The 18665-nt window shown below is 68.7% G+C and carries 18 protein-coding genes; 6 read left to right on the plus strand and 12 right to left on the minus strand.

Annotated elements, in window-relative coordinates:
• Positions 1-438 precede the first annotated feature (438 nt).
• Together KMZ30_RS17995 and KMZ30_RS18000 are read left to right on the plus strand one after the other, a co-directional pair.
• Positions 439-1128, plus strand: a complete 690-nt coding sequence (locus KMZ30_RS17995) for a helix-turn-helix transcriptional regulator (protein ID WP_215513882.1) — start codon at positions 439-441, stop codon at positions 1126-1128.
• A 710-nt stretch (positions 1129-1838) separates the two neighbouring features.
• The gene (locus KMZ30_RS18000; protein WP_215513881.1) at positions 1839-2207 is read left to right on the plus strand and encodes an ANTAR domain-containing protein; all 369 of its coding nucleotides are present in this window, start codon (positions 1839-1841) and stop codon (positions 2205-2207) included.
• A 478-nt stretch (positions 2208-2685) separates the two neighbouring features.
• On the opposite strand, the gene KMZ30_RS22675 is transcribed toward KMZ30_RS18000, so the two are convergent.
• From KMZ30_RS22675 to KMZ30_RS18015, 3 genes are all read right to left on the minus strand, one after another.
• Positions 2686-2838, minus strand: a complete 153-nt coding sequence (locus tag KMZ30_RS22675; RefSeq protein ID WP_215513956.1) for a LuxR C-terminal-related transcriptional regulator — start codon at positions 2836-2838, stop codon at positions 2686-2688.
• Positions 2839-3035: 197 nt separating this feature from the next.
• Positions 3036-4379, minus strand: coding sequence for a hypothetical protein (locus tag KMZ30_RS18010; protein ID WP_215513880.1), 1344 nt, complete (start codon positions 4377-4379; stop codon positions 3036-3038).
• A gap of 364 nt (positions 4380-4743) precedes the next feature.
• Positions 4744-5511: a DNA/RNA non-specific endonuclease gene (locus KMZ30_RS18015; RefSeq protein WP_215513879.1), complete on the minus strand. Its 768-nt coding sequence runs from the start codon at positions 5509-5511 to the stop codon at positions 4744-4746.
• Positions 5512-5859: 348 nt separating this feature from the next.
• Here KMZ30_RS18015 and KMZ30_RS18020 point away from each other — a divergent pair, with 348 nt between their 5' ends.
• From KMZ30_RS18020 to KMZ30_RS22680, 3 genes are all read left to right on the plus strand, one after another.
• On the plus strand, positions 5860-7005 hold the full coding sequence (locus KMZ30_RS18020; RefSeq protein WP_215513878.1) for a hypothetical protein: 1146 nt from the start codon (positions 5860-5862) through the stop codon (positions 7003-7005).
• Positions 7006-7008: 3 nt separating this feature from the next.
• A complete protein-coding gene (locus KMZ30_RS18025) occupies positions 7009-7716 on the plus strand; it encodes a hypothetical protein (protein WP_215513877.1) in 708 nt (235 codons plus the stop codon).
• Between the two features lie 123 nt (positions 7717-7839).
• Positions 7840-8043 carry a helix-turn-helix domain-containing protein gene (locus tag KMZ30_RS22680; protein WP_372449525.1) on the plus strand — a complete coding sequence of 68 codons (204 nt, stop codon included), beginning with the start codon at positions 7840-7842 and terminating at the stop codon, positions 8041-8043.
• Here KMZ30_RS22680 and KMZ30_RS18030 read toward each other — a convergent pair.
• The 7 genes from KMZ30_RS18030 to KMZ30_RS18060 all read right to left on the minus strand — a co-directional run bounded on the left by KMZ30_RS18030 (position 7991) and on the right by KMZ30_RS18060 (position 16012).
• The gene (locus KMZ30_RS18030; RefSeq protein WP_215513876.1) at positions 7991-8788 is read right to left on the minus strand and encodes a cation diffusion facilitator family transporter; all 798 of its coding nucleotides are present in this window, start codon (positions 8786-8788) and stop codon (positions 7991-7993) included. The two genes, KMZ30_RS22680 and KMZ30_RS18030, sit on opposite strands and share 53 nt — an antisense overlap.
• On the minus strand, positions 8785-9213 hold the full coding sequence (locus KMZ30_RS18035) for an ArsR/SmtB family transcription factor (protein WP_215513875.1): 429 nt from the start codon (positions 9211-9213) through the stop codon (positions 8785-8787). The genes KMZ30_RS18030 and KMZ30_RS18035 overlap by 4 nt, the downstream gene beginning before the upstream one ends.
• Positions 9214-9383: 170 nt before the next feature.
• Positions 9384-11723 carry a tyrosine-type recombinase/integrase gene (locus KMZ30_RS22480; RefSeq protein WP_215513874.1) on the minus strand — a complete coding sequence of 780 codons (2340 nt, stop codon included), beginning with the start codon at positions 11721-11723 and terminating at the stop codon, positions 9384-9386.
• Between the two features lie 23 nt (positions 11724-11746).
• On the minus strand, positions 11747-12916 hold the full coding sequence (locus tag KMZ30_RS18045; protein WP_215513873.1) for a tyrosine-type recombinase/integrase: 1170 nt from the start codon (positions 12914-12916) through the stop codon (positions 11747-11749).
• Between the two features lie 215 nt (positions 12917-13131).
• The gene (locus tag KMZ30_RS18050) at positions 13132-13686 is read right to left on the minus strand and encodes a hypothetical protein (protein WP_215520087.1); all 555 of its coding nucleotides are present in this window, start codon (positions 13684-13686) and stop codon (positions 13132-13134) included.
• A 178-nt stretch (positions 13687-13864) separates the two neighbouring features.
• Complete coding sequence (locus KMZ30_RS18055; RefSeq protein WP_215513871.1) at positions 13865-14617, minus strand: hypothetical protein; 753 nt, start codon at positions 14615-14617, stop codon at positions 13865-13867.
• A 36-nt stretch (positions 14618-14653) separates the two neighbouring features.
• On the minus strand, positions 14654-16012 hold the full coding sequence (locus tag KMZ30_RS18060; protein WP_215513870.1) for a hypothetical protein: 1359 nt from the start codon (positions 16010-16012) through the stop codon (positions 14654-14656).
• 588 nt (positions 16013-16600) lie between these two features.
• On the opposite strand from KMZ30_RS18060, the gene KMZ30_RS18065 reads away from it, so the two are divergent.
• Positions 16601-17428 (plus strand): hypothetical protein, encoded by an 828-nt coding sequence (locus tag KMZ30_RS18065; RefSeq protein WP_215513869.1) that lies wholly within the window; start codon positions 16601-16603, stop codon positions 17426-17428.
• On the opposite strand, the gene KMZ30_RS18070 is transcribed toward KMZ30_RS18065, so the two are convergent.
• Entirely contained in the window at positions 17414-17662 is a 249-nt protein-coding gene (locus KMZ30_RS18070; protein ID WP_215513868.1) for a hypothetical protein, read from the minus strand. The genes KMZ30_RS18065 and KMZ30_RS18070 overlap by 15 nt on opposite strands.
• Positions 17663-17768: 106 nt before the next feature.
• Positions 17769-18665 (minus strand): IS3 family transposase (locus KMZ30_RS18075; protein WP_215520088.1); only part of this gene is annotated, 897 nt, incomplete at its 5' end.

An 18665-nucleotide genomic window follows, 5' to 3' on the forward strand; every position in this document is an offset into this window, starting at 1 on the left:
CGTCAAGACGGGCAGCGCCGAGTCCCTACGCACCCCGTGAGCACCTAGCAGGTCGCGACCTCCCCTCGCGTCATGACCGGCAACCGGGGCGTGCGGGTGCACCGCGCCTTCATCTGGCGCGCCGCGCTGGGTCGGTTGAAGCCTGGGCTGAGGCTCTCCGCGGTGATGGGTAGCCGCTCTTGAGGAGGGCACACCTCACCACGCCGAGGACGGACACCCTTTAGTCGTCACCGGGCGTCGCTGGTTCGCGGGCCCTGGCAGATACCGCCCCGCTAGGCCGGCGACGCCGCCCTCTGTTAGACGACGCCGCCGGCGGAGGGGTAACCATGGGGTTGACGTCGAAACAACTGAGGCCCGCGGCCGTTCTTCGACCCGGACACGCCCCCAAGCGTGGGTGCATCACGTGGCGCGCCGCCGGCCCGGCATATCGTGCCGCCCATGGTCGACAGCCACCGTGAGCTCGACTGGCTCGCGCGATGCCGCGCCGGCGAGTCGGTTCGCCTGATCGCGCAGCGAGCTGGCGTTTCGCCGTGGGAGGTGACGAAGGCGACGACGCGCTTCGGGCCGTTCCCGCCGGCCGATCGGCAGCTTGGCCGGACGTATCTCACCACGTTCCTGCTCGAGGAGCGGCGTCAACGGTGGATCGCGGATCGCCGTCGCGGGGTGCGCGTGAAGGAGATCGCTGAGCGCGACGGCGTCAACCACCAGACCGTCACGCGCGGAACCAGCGGCTGGGGCCCCTACCCCGCTCGGGAGACGGTCGAGGCGTGGGTAGAGGCGCGCCAGCATCGGAGATCACTCGGGGCGATCGCCATGGAGTTCGGCGTCCTGCCGGCGACGGTGCAGCGCTTCACGACCCCGCTCGGTCCGTTTCCCCGCCCCTCGCAGATGCCGGACGGAATCGAGACGCGCGAGTCGATCGCCCGCCGAACCGGGGTGAGTGACTCGGCCGTGCGGAAGTGGCGGCACCTGCCCGAGCCGGACTGGGTCACGGCGAAGGGGCGACCCGTGTGGCTGTCGTCGACGATCGACCGCTGGCTGGAGAGCGAGGCGCTGCCGCGCTGTGGCGTGTGCGGCGCGCGGCCAGTGTCTCTGACCTTCCACCTCGGCTACCGGCACGGCCAGTAGCCGAGGGGTCATCCGCCCTCACCCTTGAGTGGGGGCGGACCCCCTCGCTCACCCCAAACGTTGCGCATGTCAGGGCCCGGCGAGAACCTCCAGAACAGGGAGGAGGTACCGCCCGGACGGCACCGACGTCGGTGACCCTGCAGGGTCAGCGCGGGTCACAGGACACTCGCGCCCGGCCTGGGCCCACCCATAGGCGATGACGGACGGTAGCGCCGGGACGGGGTGGGGCGCTAGGTCTTGTCTAACCCTGTGCGGCGGTGTCCTTCCCCCTGCGCAAGGACACCGCCTGCACGCGGGGTGGGTGGCCTGCGCCGACTCATGGCCGCTTGCGACGACCGATCAGCCGCTCCGCACCTCGTGTGCAGGTCAGAGTATTCACCCGAGATGACCGCTCGTGACGGTATCCGTGCAGGTCAGAGTGGGCGAACCTGCCGGCGACATGAGCGGGCCGCCCTCCCTGCTCGAAGGCGGCCCGCGCACGCAGGGCGGGCGCGAGTCCCGGACGATGGGGGCCAGAGGGGGGAACGACCAGCCCATCCCGTCGCGCATTTTTACGCCCTGCGTGCTGACTTTAGGATGACAGGTCACAGGCACCACGACTAGCCCCCACGGGCGTTCTGCGCCTCCCAGAACACGCAGACTTCCCGTAGCCCTCGCAGCGAACGGAGCGGGCGTTGCCCCCGCCGCTCGGGGAAGTCCACAATGGTGTCATGACCGGACAGCCCTCAGGGCGCGGCCATGACGCCGACGCCATAGACCAGCTCCTGGCCACCGTGGCCCGGAACACCGCCCGCCTGGACGCACTCGAGAGCCAGGTCACTGATGGACAGGAGCAGATCGCTGAGCTGCAAGCCCAAGGCCTCGTCAGCACCCACCAAGCCGAACAGCTGAGGCACGCCCTGTGCACGTCTCGCAGGATCGGCGCGGCCGTCGGCATCGTGATGGCACGCACCAACGTCACCGAGGAAGTCGCGTTCGACGCCCTGGCGCAGGCCAGCATGCGTAGCAACTGCAAGCTTCGCGACCTGGCCGACCACATCGTGGAAACAGGCAGCACCGAAGTACTGCACGTGCCCTGAGCGAGAACAGCCCGCACCCACTCAGGGGTGAGTGGGTCCGCACACGGCCGCGTGCGGGCAGACGTCATTCACTCGTCCTGGATCGCGCAGGAATATCTCGCGCCGGCCTGCTCGCAGGTGGCCGGGGTCAACCCCTCCCGTCGGCATTGGTGGGTCTGACCCAGCTGACCGCGCTGCCGTCCTAGCCCACTTGCGCACCGTCGACGGCCGAGGACGCCAAGAGCGGCGAGACCACGACCAAGGCCAAGACGTGGTGGCGGGCTCAAGGGTGGCGTGTCGAGTGCAGCGACGGCCCGTTCACGCTGACGTGCGGATGGGTCATGGCTCTCTCCTTTGCTGACGACACCCGGGCCCGGGGTCGCAAGAGTCCCCGCACCCCGGCGGATCGGGTACCCCTCCCACGATCACGCTGGGCGATCGCGCGGCGCATCGGCCGCAGGAGCGGCAGCCGACCCCCTAGAGGAGGGGGCGTCTTTCGTCAGGAGCAGTTTCCCCGGTGCACCACCAACGCGGCCTGCGGACGATCACGTTCCACGAGCTTGGTGACGGCGTGTGCCACAGGCGTCTTCACCGTCGTCTCTGCTAGGAACAGCTGCTGCCCAACCTCCCCGTTCGATAGACCTGCACCCAGCGTCTACGACGCCCACCTGCTGCTGTCGACGGGGACCGCAACCTGACCTAACCCTCCAGCCCCAACGGACGTCGCCGCCACCTGCCATAACGCTCACGGCGGGATGGACCCTCACGCGTTGATCACTACTGGCGCGACACACCGGAAAGCCCGCCCGGTGACGCCTCGGTCACCGGGCGGGCTCGTGGCGGACGAGATCAGGGCCGCGGTGTTCGTCCCTCCGCCGAGCCGTTGGAGTACCAGTGACTCATCCCGGCGCGGTAGTTGTTGCCGCCGTATGCGTTGCGCAGATCGGCGTAGGTGCCCATGTAGAACGCGGGCGCGAAATCGGCCGAACCCTGCCGCCCCTCGCTCATGCCGTAGACGGTGAAGTGGTCCAGCGCTGAAGCATTGTCCCAGCCGGCGAGGTCGCCGTAGCGGGACTTGTAGTAGCCCGGGTCGAAGAAGGGGGACCCGCGTCGGCCTTCGAAGCGGCCGTTGGAGACGAAGTGCTGGATGGCGCCTTGATAGTTCGTCGATCCGTAGGCCGCCGCGACGTCGCCTTGGTTGCGCAGGTAGTAGGCCGAGTCAAAGGTCGGCGAGCCTGCTCTGCCCCACGGGATGCCGTAGTTCAGCCAGTGCCACTGAACGTGGTCGTAGAAGGTGCCGCCCTGCGTGGCGACCTTGCCCTCGGCCCAGGTGCGCACATCGGGGTAGGCGGCTGCGTAGAACTTCCGGTCGAAGATGATCCGGGCCATCCGCGGGTCGGCCATGTTGGAGTTCTCGATGTAGTTGTACGTCTGCGTTCCGAGCTGCGCGCGCCAGCAGTCGTTGTCACACACCGCCGGAGGAGGTGGCGGCGGGTGCGGGGTGGCCGGGACGCGGGGGTCGGGCTCGTCCTCCTTGGAGATCCAGTCCCGCTCGCCGAGCGTGGTGGCGACGCCATACTTGGTCCCCTTGATCGTGTAGGAGCCGCTGATGGTCGTGTAGAGCTCGACCCACTCGATCTTGCCACCCTCGTCGTCGGCGGTAGCGGTGATGCCGCTCGTCTGTGCGACGAGCTCCCGGTTGGCAGCCCCGCACACGCGGGCCCCCGGAAGCGTGACCGTGAGATTCTCGGTGTTGTCCGTGTAGGACCACGAGACACCGGCGTCGTTCTTGGAGACGCCACCGCCGAGGCTGAAGGAGGAGGAGGTCTTGATGCCGGACATGTTGATCTTGATCTTCTGCGTCACGCAGAAACTGTCGTAGGTCCCGTTCTTCTGGACGCGGCTCTCGAAGGGGTAGCTCTCTGACGGCTGGCCGATGAGGACCCGGCGCCGTTCGTCGTCGTTGAAGGTGTCGTTCTCGGTGCATGCGCGCAGACGACCCGAGTGGTAGATCCACGCGTTGCGGCTGGTGGTGACGTTCGTGCTCCAGAATTTCTCGCTGGTCATGTACCCGTCGCGGTACTTGTACCAGCCGTCGCCGCAGTCCTGTGCGGCGTTGGCGGCGGTCGGCATGACCCATCCGGCTGCGACCACCAGCGCGACCACCAAGGCGCGCAACATCTGTCTGCCCATGACTCTCCTTGCCTGTTCACGACACCCGCCGGCGGGCGGAGTGAGCGGACGATAGCAGCGACGATCTGGGCGCCGGAAGCCGTTCAGTAGCGCCGGCCCGTGCGCACCGCTGAGCCTTCACCGACGTGCGTCCAATCCCACAAGATTCGAGAAGGGTTGCAGTGCAACACCTCTCAAGGTGCAAGGCTTCGCTGGCGCGCCGAGCGTCCCGCACACGCGCGGGCTTGCCATTGCAGGAACCTGCAGTGGCGCCGCCGCCGACAGACCCACGCCTGCCGGGGGCACCAGCGAGGTCAGCCCGCACCGCCACCCTTCCTCGATCACCTGCGCCGTGGATAGGGTCCACGTCGCTCGGGCTCGCGTGTCACCACCGGACGTCGCGGGCCTCCCGGATGAACAGCGGCGGCTGCGGCGCCTCGGGAGCAGCCGTCGACGGCACCTCGGAGGGAGCCCGGCTGAACCCCATACCCGTCAGGTCCTCGAGGTCTGAGCGAGAGACCTGGTAGGTGCGGAACTCCTCCAGGTAGTCCAGGCTGCGCAGGGGCCGTTCTGTCTCCAGCCGCTGGGTGAGGAGAAACGCGCGCTGGCGCAGCTCACCGTTGACGACGTAGACCACGACCTTCCAGAACGGCAGAGGGATCTGCAGGCCGTAGCGGATCGGATCATCCGGTCTGAGCACCGGGCCACCGAACACGCTTAGACGTCGGTCCTGCAGGTCCTCCAGATCCAGCACTGCGTTCTCCAGCAGTCCCCACGACTGCGGCGGCGCGCCATCACTCCCGGGCTCGAGAGAGCCGGCACGCCCTGACTGGTTGAAGTTGTCCATCTGCGGAGTGATTTTGGTGTAGCAGAACGACTCCCGGTTAGCTCGCTGGGCCTCGGAAAGCGGCCCCCACAGAAGGTCGGCGCGGCGGGCGATGTGACCGCGGTCGAACCGGTTGTTCCGATACACGTCATCGAGGGCTTGGCCGCGGGGGTCGAGGCGGGCGTCGGGGAAGAAGTCGAGGCCGTCACGCGAGAGCGCACCCTCCCCCGGGTGTAGCCGGGCGCCGTCAAAGTTCCAGGCCGAGAACCAGCACAGCCGCCGGAAGGTGTTGAACCCCACCGTGAAGTGCGTGTAGTCCAGGAACACCGCCTCAGTGGGCGATGCCGGTAGCCGAACCTCTACTCCGAGGAAGTCGACGACGTAGCCCATTGCAGCCCGTTCCCTTCGCTCCTTACCTCGCGCATCGGATCGTCGATGCCATGACGTCGTGGGGTCAAGGGGGCAACGGCGCCGCCGCTGGCCCCTTTCCATGGTGCACCGCCCCCTGTGCCTCGGCGCGAGTCTCGCGGGGCCGAGCCGATTCGGGTGCCTCGCGTCCTGCCTCACCACCCGGGGGCTCGGGGGCTTGCCGCCACACGGGGCTGCGAGGACCATGAGGCAACCACGTAGATGTCGCCGCATGAGTCCTGACCGACCAGCAGGGAGTCAGTCAGGATGAACATCACCCCGGCTCCTCTGCTCGAGATTCGCGTCCACGGCATCGGGGACAAGGACGCTCTGGCCTCGCTGGGCTCACCCACCGTGGTTGACACTGTCGACGGGCGAGCGGAGCTGGTGACTGCCCCGCCGCTGCCCGGGCATCGCGTTCTCCTGGTCAACTGGGCCCGCTGGAACCGCTCCGGCTCCGCGTTTGGCTGGATCGCTTCCTGGCCCTTCAGCCTGCTCAACGCGGCGGGCGAAATGCGTCCGCCCGGTCGGGCAGGAGGGCGGCACAGGCTGCTGACCAACGCACTTGCGCTCACTGCTACTGCCCTTGCCCACGTTTGGCTCGCCGCCGCCCTTGAGGTTGTCTCCCTGCTCATCCCTGCCTCCGACGACCTGCGCAGGTGGCCGTCGGCGGTCGCCGTCGCCTTGGCCGGCGTGGTCCTGCTCGCGGTGCTGGGCCAGCGGGCAATGTCGGCTCAGCCGCCGCCTAGGTTCGTCACGGCTACGCATGCCCTGGTGGTGGTGGGCGTCGCCAGCACGCTTGTCCTGCTGCGTCCATCGCAGCTCAGGGCCGACATCGGCTCCGTGCTCTTTCGAGGGTTCGCCGTCGACTCCTACTCAACGGCCGACTTCGATCGTATCGGCGAGGTGTATGCGGCGGGTCCAGGAGTCGAGCCGGTGCTCACCACCGCGTACCTCGACCCCTTGGCGTGGGTCGGCTACCTGACCCTCACCTTCGCCGGAGTGCTCCTCTTGATGGGACTCGTCCTGCATCGGACGCCCTCAACACAGTGCGCCCTGCTGCTCGGTGGCATCGCCGTGACCCTGGTGAACCTCTACGGCGCCGTCCTGGTGGCTCTGACCCAGAGTGCAGTCACCGCCCTTCAGGGCGTCAGCGTCGTTCAACGACTGTCGACCACGCAACCGCGTCTGGACGACGTCATCCTCATCGGTCGGACCGGTCAGGGGCTGTCGTCACGGATGCTGCCGCTCGTCACGGTGCTGACCCTGATCGCCACGCTGCTGATCAGCGCCCTGGTGGGTGGGCGGAGCCCTCTTGGAGCTCTCCGCGCGGGCGATCGTCGCGCGGCGTTGAACCGTTGGGCGCACACGACCTTGCCGACCATCGGCGCGCGCCTGACCAACATCCTGTGATTCGTGTCGATCGCCACCCTGCTCCTGGTGGAGCTGCTCGGCCTGGGCGTGGGCGTCTTCGCCGACCGCTGGGGTGGCTACCGCATCGTCAACAACGTTCAGTCCTTCGAGGCTGGTCCGCTGGTCACTGTCCTGGTCTCGGCCTCGGGTGCCGTCTTGACCGCCGCGCTGTTCACTCTGCGCAACGCCAGCGTGCGCGCCAAGATCGCTCAAGTGCTTGCGTTCGTGGGCGACGTCATCGGCTACTGGCCGATCAGCACCCATCCGCTGGCTGCCCGCTCCTACCGCCCCGCAGCACTGGAAGCCATCCGCCGCGCAGTCCCCGATGCTGGCTCCGCGAGAACCGTCTTGGTCGGGCACAGCCAAGGCTCCGTCCTGACGTCATGGCACGTCGCGCACGCGCCAGGCTCCCGCCTCGCTCTGGTCACGTGCGGCTCCCCTCTTATCAGCCTCTACTCGCAGTTCTTCCCAACGCACTTCGACCAGGCGTTCTTCGCTGCGGTCAACGACACCGCTCACACCTGGAGCAACGTCTGGCGCGACACCGACCCGATTGCGACGGTCATCCCTGAGGCCGACCGCAACATCCAAGTCCCCGACCCCACCGCTGACGGAGTTCTGCACTGCCACAGCGACTACTGGACCGACCCGCTGCAGGCCGCCGCCGTGCTAGACGGCGCACCACCACAGCCCATCGCCCCCACGACCTGACTTTCGTCGATCCGCTCGCCCGACCGCCGACACGCCTGTCGCGAATTCCTGAAGGAGGACAAGGTGCCCTATCCCACCAGGCCGTCCCTCACTGTCCTGCCTCAGTTCGCCCGCACCGCCGGGGTGCGACAGACGCCCACACAACGCACAGCGCTGCTCGAGTTCGTCAGCGAGCACTACACCGCCGGACGCTCGCTCCGAGAGCTCGCCGAGCTCACAGGACGAACCCAGAGCGTTCTCTGCACCCGTCAAGGGACCGCAGGCGGCGCCGGCATCAGCGTTGGTCGCGCTGGTCGGCGACCTGGATCTGCAGGAGGTCATGTCTAGTGGCCGCCGACGTGATCGACGCGTTGGCGGGCTGGCAGCAGCCGTCGGTACATCCGCCTCCGCAGCAGATGTCGTCCGCCCCTGCGTCGGTCGCGTGGTGGGCGCCTTCGGGGGCGCAGCATCCTTCACCGCGCCACGCGTCGCGGCCCTCCTTGACCGCGAGCGCGGCGATGACCAGTCCGGCGAGCGGGTCGGCCCAGGACCAGCCGAGGGTGGCGTTGAGGACGAGGCCGACCAGGAGCACGGCGGACAGGTAGGTGCAGAGCAGCGTCTGGGTGGAGTCGGCGACGACGGCGTTGGAGCCGAGTGCCCGACCGGTGCGGCGCTGCGCCCAGGACAGGAACGGCATCACCAGCAGCGACGCGGCGGCGATGCCGATACCGACCGGTGAGGTGTCCGGGTCCGCTCCGGTCAGCAGTGCCCGGACGGACTCGAACCCGACGTAGGCGGCCAGGGCGAAGAACGAGAACGCCATCAGCCGCAGCGCCTGCTGCTCGCGGGCCTCGGGCATCTTGTGGCGGAACTGCCACAAGATGATGAGCCCGCTGGAGACCTCGACGGTGGAGTCGAGTCCGAACCCGACGAGGGCGACCGACCCGGCGACCAGGCCGGCGGCGATGGCGACGACGGCCTCGAGGACGTTGTAGGTCACCGACGTCGCGGCGAGCAGCTGCGCGCGGCGACCGAGCCGGGCCCGCTCCTCCTGGGAGATGGGCTCGGTGGGAGCGTGGACGTGTGCACTCATCGAGTCGACTCCTCGGACACTGCGGGCGTGGTGTTGGGATGCTCATCGAGCGGCTGGTGAGTGGCGCCGTAGGTGGCGCACAGGGTCACCGCGTCGCCAGTGAGAGCCAGGACCCGCTCGGCGGCGGTCAGCAGCTCAAGGGTGGCCTCGGGGTGCGCCAAGGAGTAAACAGACGCACGGCCCTGGACCCGGACGGCCACGATGCCGCAGTCCAGCAGGCACGCCAGGTGCTTGCTCACGGTCGACTGGGCCAGGCCCAGGTGGCCGGTCAGGTCGACGACGCGGTGCTCCCCAGCCAGGAGGTGCTGGACGATCGCGAGCCGGGAGCGGTCGCTGAACCCGTGGAACAGGCACGCCGCGGCGGTCAGTGCGGACGCCTCGACCGCAGCGGAAGTGGTATCGCTCTCAGTCGTTTTCATCGTCATCTGGCGATGATAGCCCGAAGGTACCAACGCTGACCACCCGGCGGTCGCGTCAGCTCAGAATCTGGACCAGGTACAGCACGGCCAACGCGAGAGCCATCACGCCGGGGCCTCGGATCGGCATGCTGTCCGCGAGATGCCGCCGGACTCGGGGTGTGGTGACGCTGGCCGAGTTAGCTCTCCATCGAGACCGCCACGTCCGGGACGTCCCACGCGGGCAGGGCGGACATGCTCTCGTCGAGGCCGGGGGTCTCGGCAGGTGCTATCTGGGTGCGCTTCTCACCGAGTCGGCGCATCGTGACCCGGAGCTGCTCGACGTCCGCCAGCCAGTTCTGCTCTTTGGCCGTCTCGATCCGCTGCTGGAGGTCTACCTCGATGGTGTCGAGTCGCTGCCTGGCGTCGGGGTGGACCGCGAGGAAGTCGCAGCGGATGCACGCGTGCTCGTGCTTGCAGCCGGAGCCGTAGGGGCGCACGCAGTCGCCTAGTTCGACCTGGCGACGCCCGAAGTGGTCGGCGAAGACCTGGATCTCCTCAGCTGTGGGCTCGCGGTACTCGTCGCTCGGGCGGACCGCCCGGCGGCGTTCGAGGAACTCGTCGTAGTGGTCGAACACGTCCTGCGGGTAGATCGCGACGTACCCCTGGGTCGTGTTCAGGCTGCGGTGGCCGGCGAGCTGCGCGGCGATGTGGATGGGGAGCTTGTTCGCCACGAGTTCGGTCAGGTAGAGCCGGCGGAAGTCGTGAGGTGTGGGACGGAGGAGGGTCCCATCGCTGTCGCGGAGCCCGGCGCGGGCTGCGGCAGCGGCGAGGTACTTCCGGATGGTGGTGTCGCTGAAGACGGACCCGGAACCGGTACCGAAGTGGTGCTGGAACAGGAACGGGAGGGGGTGGCTGAACTCTCGCTCTGAGCGATCGAGACGGCGCAACAACGGGATCTGTCCGTGGCGGGTCTGGTGGCGGGTGATGATGTCGCTGATGACCTTGGCGAGCGCTGGGCTCATCGGCAGGATGCGCTCCTCGTCGGTCTTCGAGGGCGCGACCTGCAGGAGCGGAACGATCTGCCCTTCCTGCTTGCGCAAGGGGCGTACGGACAGGTGGGTGAGCTCCAGCACCTCCTCGATTCGCAGGCCGGCGTGACGGAGCACCTCGAGAGCTGCCCAGGTCCAGTAGGCCTTGTGCTCGAGGTGGGAGAGGTTGAGGACGTCTCCCGCAGGGTCCACGACGAGCGTCGTTGTCAGCGTGTAGGACGGCGTCCCTCTTGCGCTGAGCAGGTGGTCTCGTCGGAGCCACTGCTGGTCCTCGAAACGGAACGTGGTGCCGGGATCTACTGCTTCTGCCGCGGCCAGGAGCTCGGCCATGCGGACCTTGTCAGCGGTCACCGAGGCGACGAGCTGGGGGATCCACGGGGCGAGGGTCCGCGTGCGCTGCTTGAAGTCGTTCTGCTGACGGCGGGTGTTCGTGCTGCGCGCTCCCTTCAAGGCCGAGCGAGGGATGGGGTTCGGGGCAACCCACTCCGCCCACATCCCCGGGTCTTCCATGGCCCAGGCGGCGAGGTCGTTGTAGAAGGTGCGCACCCGGTCCATGATCTGCGCCCAGTCCTTCCGGGGCTTGCCGTTGTCGAGGGTCTTGATCCGGGTCCGCCATCCCGTCGCCTGCTCCGCGGTCAGGTGCAGCGTGTCGATGTCGGGGTAGTGCTGCTGGATGTTCCCCCAGAAGTTCTTCACGAGGATCGCCTCGAGCTGGTTGAGCGTTGAGTAGTCGCACGAGACCGACATCTCGGTGAGGTAGGCGATGAACACCCTCCGCAGTCGCGGGTCGCGAACACCGTGACGGTCTACGAGCTGGGCCGGCGTTATCTTGTCGACGTGGGTGACCTCGGCGTAGGAGGCAGGCTCGCCGGGGAGCAAGCCGACGTCCTTGCAGGCGGTCCAGGCCTTCGGGAGGCCGTGGTGCCTGATCCCACGAGCGTGGTAGATCTCGCGCAGGTCCCGGAAGTCCTGCGCTGTTAGGTCAGGCACTGTCTTCCGCAGCCAAATCGACATCATGGCCAGCAGCGTGACGACCCGGGTCGTGGCGCGGAAGCCGCCGCGTCGCTCTACGGCGTCGACGATCTGCGCGTAGTTCTCCGGCTCGTGGTGCGTCGCCCAGTCCTTCCAGAGGCGCATCCGAGTCTTGGAGATCATCCACTCGTAGGACGGGCTGACGGCGCCCGCGATGATCAGGGCGTCGATCGCGTAGGAGGTCTCCCACTTCACGCCCTGTCCTGATGAGCCGGGGCTGGGTCGCCAGTCCTGCTCGCCTTGGCCGATCCAGCTCTCCCACCGTTGCTGCCAGTCATCGCCGGGCTGTTCCTTGAGCCAGTCCAGGAGCCGTCGGACTAGCCGGCTTGCCCGCACGTCGGTGGCGGCGAGCTTCGGACCCGCAGGCAGCAATGCCGCCGCCAGCGGCTCAAGGACGGCAGAGAGCACCTCGCGTGATGCCGTCACCAGAGTGCCGTCGGCGAGTGCCTCCGCCACGGTGGAGGACGGTCCACGCCGCGTCATGCCTGGAGTCCCGGGAAGAGCACGGCGATGTCGGACGCGTCGTAGGCGATGCTCGCGCGCGGAGGCGCCGGGGGCGGCTTGGACAGGTGCCGGTGCAGGGCAGAGACCAGCTCGTCGAGCCGGGCCGTCGAGTAAGCCTTGAGCGTGTCGAGGTTCCGGTGGCGCATGAGCGCCTGGGCGTCGGTCAAGGTCATCCTCTCGTCGGCCAGGATCCGGTGGGAGAAGGTGTGCCGGAAGTCGTGCCACGTGTAGTTGGTCCCGAGGCGCTTGTTCGCGCGCTCGAGGACCTGGCGGAGCGCGAAATAGTCCAGGGACTGGTGCGGAGGCCGGAGCGTCAACCACAGCGGCCCGTCGTCCGCATAGAGCGGACGGGTCGCTATGTAGCGCGCTACCCAGACAAAGGACTCCGGCGCGGCCGGGACCCAGATCCGGGTCCCGAGGCCGCCCTTGGGTTCGATGGCGACGACACCCGGGCCTGGATCGATCCCGCGCACAGTCATCGAGAGCAGCTCGCCAGCGCGTGCTCCTGAGGACAGAGCTAGCGTCGCCAACGCGCGGTCGCGGTCGTTGCGGAGGGTGGCGAACAGGTCCTGGAGGTTCTCCTCAGAGATCGCTCGCGGCTGGAGGGTGGGCACCTTCTGTCGGTACCGGCCTCGTCGGACGGGGAGACGGCCGTCGTGGTGCGTGCTGGGCACCGGGTTCCACGGGCCGAACCCGTCCTCGTACGCGAATGTGTAGAAGGCAGATAGGACCGAGAGGGCGTGGTTGATGGTCCTGGGCGCGTAGCCGTCCCGAAGGTACGTCTTCCCTGTGACGGCATTGATGCTTCCCGCCGGCGGCCGAGTCGCCACACGACCTCGTCGCCGCCGCTGCGGATTCGGGTTCGCCTGAAGCCATCGAACGAAGTCCCTGACGTCGCTCGTCCTGGCCTCGTCCCAGGCGACGCCGATTGCGGCGCAGAATCTCCACCAACGCAGCAGGTCGTGGCAGTACGAACGCCGGGTCGACGGAGACGTGCCGTTCGCAGCGAGCTCGGTGACGAATGCCCTTATCGGCTCGATCGCGACTCCGTTCTCGTCGACCACTGCCCAACAGAGGTTGGGCACCTCCTGCACGCTCATCGAGTTCGAGAGTGAGATGGCGAGGACATCGCGAGCCTCTGTCACGTTCGCACCCTGACAGCGTGCACATCTTCACGTCTTAGCGACACGCGTCCAGCTCTTCTCGACGCGCGCTTCACGTAGTGCAGTCAACAAGTGCCATCCGTCGCGCCCTGGACCAAGGCGGGGTCTCTCGCCGACCCCCGGGTGCCCCGAAGACCGCAGCGGCGCCCCCGTCCCAGTAAGCCGCCCCTCCGCGCTACGCCCGCGGTCCAGCAGACTCATCTGTCATCCGGCGTGCCGACGTACACGGGCGGAAGGGGGTCTGCACTCCTGAGGCTGCAACTGCCCTCGCTCGCCGATCGCCGGCTACTCATCATGGTCCCCAGATCGTTGAGCGTCCCCCGTCCTGCTGCCTGCAGGTCAAGGCCCTTCGCTGGGTGTGGCTTCGTCACCCAGATCGTCAACCGGCCGGGACCGTCGAGGCGTGACCTGACGCGGACGGGGTCCTTCGAGCCGACACCGGCATTGAACGCCTTGCCAAAGATCAGGTCGGCACGTCCGCCGGCGGCATCGTTGGTGTAGCGCTCGGTCCGGTCCGGCTTGCCGAAATCCTTGGCTCGACGTGCCTCGTCAATCCAGTCCGCCTGAAATGAGTCCTCGACGTAGGTGCAGGTATACCGCACAGCTAGGAAGCCGTCGCGGACCGCGATGTCCAGATCCGGCTCATCCGACGGGCTCGGCGAGGAAGACGACGGCGATGGCGATGGCGATGGCGTCAGGCTGGGTGTGGGTGCCAGCGCGGTCGACGTGGGTGAGCCCTGCTGAGTTGGCATCATCGGCGGCTCAGGCTCCTGCGCAGACGTACACGCCCCGAGACACACCACGAGCGGAGTGATGAACCCCCACAACGGTTTCACCTGTAATCCCCTTTCCGCTTCTCCGACGTCGCTGTAGGCCTCGCCGTTCCTCCCCGTTGTTCCGCGCTCGCTTGCCGTCGCCTCCGCTCGCCGCCTACAGGCCGTCCAGTGACGTGGACGGGTCAGCCTCAGCGTGTCGCTGCCCCCGGTGGATCGCCAGCGACACCGGCCGGGCGCCGCAGAGATCGCAGTAGTCGAGGGTCGGACCCTCGAACCATCGGTCGATGGTGGCGGACAGCCAGACCTGCCTCCCCCTGTGCGTCACCCAGTCCGCAGGAGGCAGCAGGTGCTGCCAGTGGCGTAGGGCCCTGTGAGTGACCCCCGCTCGAACGGCGATCGACTGCAGCGTCTCCAGTCCCTCGGGTATCCCGGTGAACGGACGCGGGAACGGGCCGCGCGACGAAGTCAGCCGCTGCACCACACTGGGCAGGATCGCGAACTCATCCGCGATGGAGCGGATGGTGCGACCCCGCGAGCGGGCCTCCACCCAGGCATCTACGCACTCCTGCGCCGGAAAGGGCCCCCACGCGCGAGTCGCCCGGGTCACACTCTGGTGAGTCACCCCGTCACGCTCGGCGATGTCCTTCACTCGCACGCCCCGCCGACGGTCCTCCACCCACCGACGGTTTCTGCCCTGCAGCAGAGTCACGCTCAAGACGGAGTACGTCCCCTGTCGTGCGGGTGGGTCGAACGGCCCGCTCAGGCGTTCCGTGGCGACGAGCCCCATCTCCTCCGGGACGCCGGCACGGTCGGCGATCGTCCTGGCGGTCTCACCGGCCCGGCGGCGCGCGACCCAGTCGAGCTCAGGATGGCTCTGCTGCACGATCCGAACGTAGCTCTCCTTCACGCCCCGCCCAAGGATGCTCACGGCCCCCGGGGAGGCTCAGCGTGAGCGGCCCGCCACCGTCAGTCGCGTCGCCTGTAGCGACGGCACCCTGTCGGTCTGCCTCACCCGCTCACCCTCTACGACGTCAACTGATTTGTGGGCGAACGGCATCGAACTCAGAGAGCCGGTGAGTCGTCGCACGTGCGTGGCGCGGTGAAGGAGCACGTCTCGAAGTTCGGGGGGCAACGCCGCCCGTCGGTCGGGGGCCGCGCCTGCGGGTGTGACGACAGCTCTCAGTGAGCCGTTGGGTGCGGTCAGGTCGACTCGGCGCGCGAGGTCCCGCGCTGCGTGTGCGGACAGCTCGAGGGGTTCACTCATCACGGTGTCCACGACCGCCGTGGCAAGGTCGACCTGGGCCGCGACGGCCCCGGACAGGGCGGAAACGACGTTCGTGCTCGTCGCCCGGCGTATCGCCGCCGCACTCGCGTTCTCCGTCCCGATCGTGAGCACCTCGGAGAACGCGGCGATGAGTTCTGCGCCCGCGGCGGTCAGCTCCGGTGCGATCGCTCGGTCCGGAACGTCGGTCGCGGTGCGTACATCTGCATGCAGGGTCTGCCACGCGGCCGCGGCGGAGGCCAGGCCTGCGTCGATCTCCGACGTCGTGCACTGCCGGCTTCCGTCGTCGACAGCGGCAAGAACAGCACGCGTCATGGCGGTCGACGCCGCCTGCACCCGACTGATCTCCAGCAACGTGCCCAGATGTGGCGAACGCGCCAACGCGTGGTGGGCTGCGAGATCCCAGCGTCCCAGGGCCGCATCGATCCGGCCGGGACGCGGTTGCTCGACGTGCTGGCCCGCGAGAGCCGCTGGATACACCCGGTAGACGGGACCTGCGAGCATGCGCTCCGCGGACTCGAGCCGACCATCGGTGTACCGGAGCGCCGCGAGCCGGCGCGACCGGACGCGGGTGGCCGCGCCTGGCCGAGCCCGGACATCTACTGTCTCCCGTCTCACAGCCAGCAGCACCGCGTGAGTCCCCACGTAGAGGGTGTGCAGCACGTGCGCTCGTACCGCCGCAGCATCCGCAGCGACATCCGAACGCTCGATGACCGGAGGCCGCCATCGCCGTTGCACCCGGTCGTGCACGACGACGAAAACATCGCTGACCGCGACGAGCCGCGGATCCCCTACCCCCGCACCCGGCCAGCCTCGTTGCAGGAGCTGCGCGTGCAGCCCGTCGCTCATCACCCGAAGGCGCTCGGCCACCTCGTCAACGCGAACCGGATCCGCCCACCCCCGGCCGGTCGGAGTACGCGTAGCGGCCATCAGCTCCTGCCCTGCCTGCACCATCTCCGGCCATGCCCGCACCAGCTCATCCGCTGACAACCGATCGGGCTCGGTCAGCAGCTCGCGCACGTCCCGGTCGCACGCAGTCAGCAGCTCCCCGACGCTGCGCGACTCCTGGGCCCTCACCGACCCACCGCCTGAGCGAGAGCGAGGAGATCGTCCATTGACGAAGCACATCGTCGGTCCAGCCGACCATGTGGGAGCCTCGCGACGACATCACGCAGGTCGCGGGTCAGCTCGGCGATACCCAACCGAGGTGTCGCACGACGGTCATCCACCGCGGGCCAGCCAACGAGCAGGGCAACGTGGGCCGCCAGGTGATGCGCCTGGCAACTGACGATGTGCCGCCGGACATCCTGCGGTCCCTCGACGCGTGTCGCCTCGTCACCCAACGCCTCCAAAAGGATGACCAACCGGGTTTCGATCCCCGCCTCCACGGTCGCCCCGGGCAGCAACCGAAGCGGCGCCGTCGACACAGATCGTGGAGTCATGACTCCCAAGGGGTAGAACGCAGCTCCGGTGGACGCCGGCGTCCGCCAGAGACCGAGGCCACTCTGCCATTTCAGACGACCAGACACGCTGACGGTGCCGAGGAGGACCGTGGGGAGCACCTGGGTTCTCCTCCCCAGGAGGCCCAACGAGCCGCTGGAGGTAGCCATGACCATCATCCGCGTTCGCCGCGCCCTGCGCGAGGCTGTTCCGCTCATGTCGGGCGCAGCGATCTGGCTGTGCGTGCTGCCGCCATTCCTGGCGCGGATCGGGACGTTTGCGTCAGTCCCCCTGGCGGTGCTCGCGCTGTTCGTCGCGACGGGCCGCCACGAGCGGCTCAGCGGCTACCTCGCCGGCGGCCGCACGCCCACCCCCGACGAGCAGACACTGCTCGCCCCTGCTCTGACGCTGATGTGCCGCGCTCAGCACGGACCGCCCATCGTCATCCTCCTGGTGCGCCGTGGTGACCGTGACCTGACCGCAGACACGTCAGGACGTCGGACGGTCATCGCGCCCGAAGGCCTTTGCAGCGCTCTGGCCCGCGGGACCATCAGCCCACCCGAAGCCGCCGCCACACTCATCCACGGCGCCGCCAATGTCCTCTCGGGTCATGCCCGGCCCCGGCCGCTGCGAGCTGTCGTGCGCGCGCCGTGGGACCTGCTCTCCGCCGGTGCGACCGCCACCATCCTCGCGCTGCCACGCGGCCCGCTCCTCACCGGCATGTGGCACCTGCGCGCCGTCCCAGGCGGGCTCGCCGTCACGAACTGCGCCCTCACCGGGCACCCGCTCATGGCTGTCGTCACGGCCGTCATCGTCGGCCTCTCGTACGGGTGGACGTGGGCACGCTCCACGCCCTCACGGCCGCAACCCACCCACGGTGACCAGGCGCTGTCCACCCTCGGCCTCGGCGATGCTCACGAACGACTCATCGCCGCCAGCCGAGCGCTCAACGACGGGCGCCCACCCGCCACGTCACGCGTGTCAGTCCTGGGCTGACGGGGCTGGGGCGTTCGCCGACGTCGTGTCGTCTCTGCCGAGCTCGAGCCCCGCCGTCCGGCGCGCGGCACGCCGCAGACGCGCCGCCTCGGTCCCGCTTAAGAGACCACCACACCACCGCAGCGCCTCCGTCAGCGACAGCCCCTCAGCCTCCGTCAGACCGGCCAGCGCCGCCGCCGCGCGCGCTTCAGCCGCCGCGACCGCGGCGTCCCGCTCGCGCAGGGCGACAGCCACCTCGACACCCAAGCGACTGCACCGAGCATCCCTCGCCGCGCGCTCCGCACGCCACGAGCTCTGACCGGAGCCTGACCCGGTTTCCCGGACAGTTTCGGTGTGGTGATCATGCCGCGGTGATGGCGGCGGTGTGAAGGGCTTCGTACTCGTGCGGGGACAGGTAGCCGAGGGTGGAGTGCCGTCGGCGGGGGTTGTACCAGCCTTCGATCCATTCGAAGATCGCGGCAGCGAGTTCGACTCGTGAGGGCCAGTCGTGGCGGTCGAGGAGCTCGCGCTGCATGGTGGACCAGAACGACTCGATCAGGGCGTTGTCCACGCTGGAGGCGACCCGGCCCATCGACCCGAGCAGGCCGGCGTCGCGCAGGCGGTGGCCGAAGACCCAGGAGGTGTACTGGGAGCCGCGGTCGGCGTGCAGGATCGTGCCCGGTGGCGGGCGGCGTTGCCAGCGGGCCATCTCCAGAGCGTCAACGACGAGCTCGGTGCGGATGTGGTCAGCAATCGACCAGCCCACGATCCGCCGCGAAAAGGCGTCGATCACGGCGCAGCAGTACACCCACCCGTCGCTCGCACGGTGCTGGGTGATGTCGGTGAACCACACCCGATCCGGGGCGTCCGCGGTGAACACCCGCTGCACGAGGTCCTCGTGGGTGGCCGGTGCTGGTCGGTGTCCTCGCTTGCGGCGGTGGCACACCCCAGCCAGGTCCCGCTCGCGCATCAGCCGAGCCACGCGCTTGCGCCCGCACGCGAGGCCGAGCCCCAGGCGCAGCTCGGCGTGCACCCGCGGGGCGCCGTAGGTGCCACGGGAGTCGGCATGGACGCGCTCGATCGTGACGGCCAGCTCGGCGTCGGCCACCGCCCGCTTGGAGGGCGGGCGGGCGACGGCCTCGTAGTAGCTGGAGCGGGCGATGCCCAGCACCTCGCAGGTCACCGCGACGGGGTAGCCGTCGGCGGCCAGCTCACGGACCAGCGGGGCGCTCATTTTGGGGGCAGCACGTTCTCCTGC

It is taken from the genome of Phycicoccus mangrovi (genome assembly GCF_018729305.1).
Taxonomy (GTDB): Bacteria; Actinomycetota; Actinomycetes; order Actinomycetales; family Dermatophilaceae; genus Phycicoccus; species Phycicoccus jejuensis.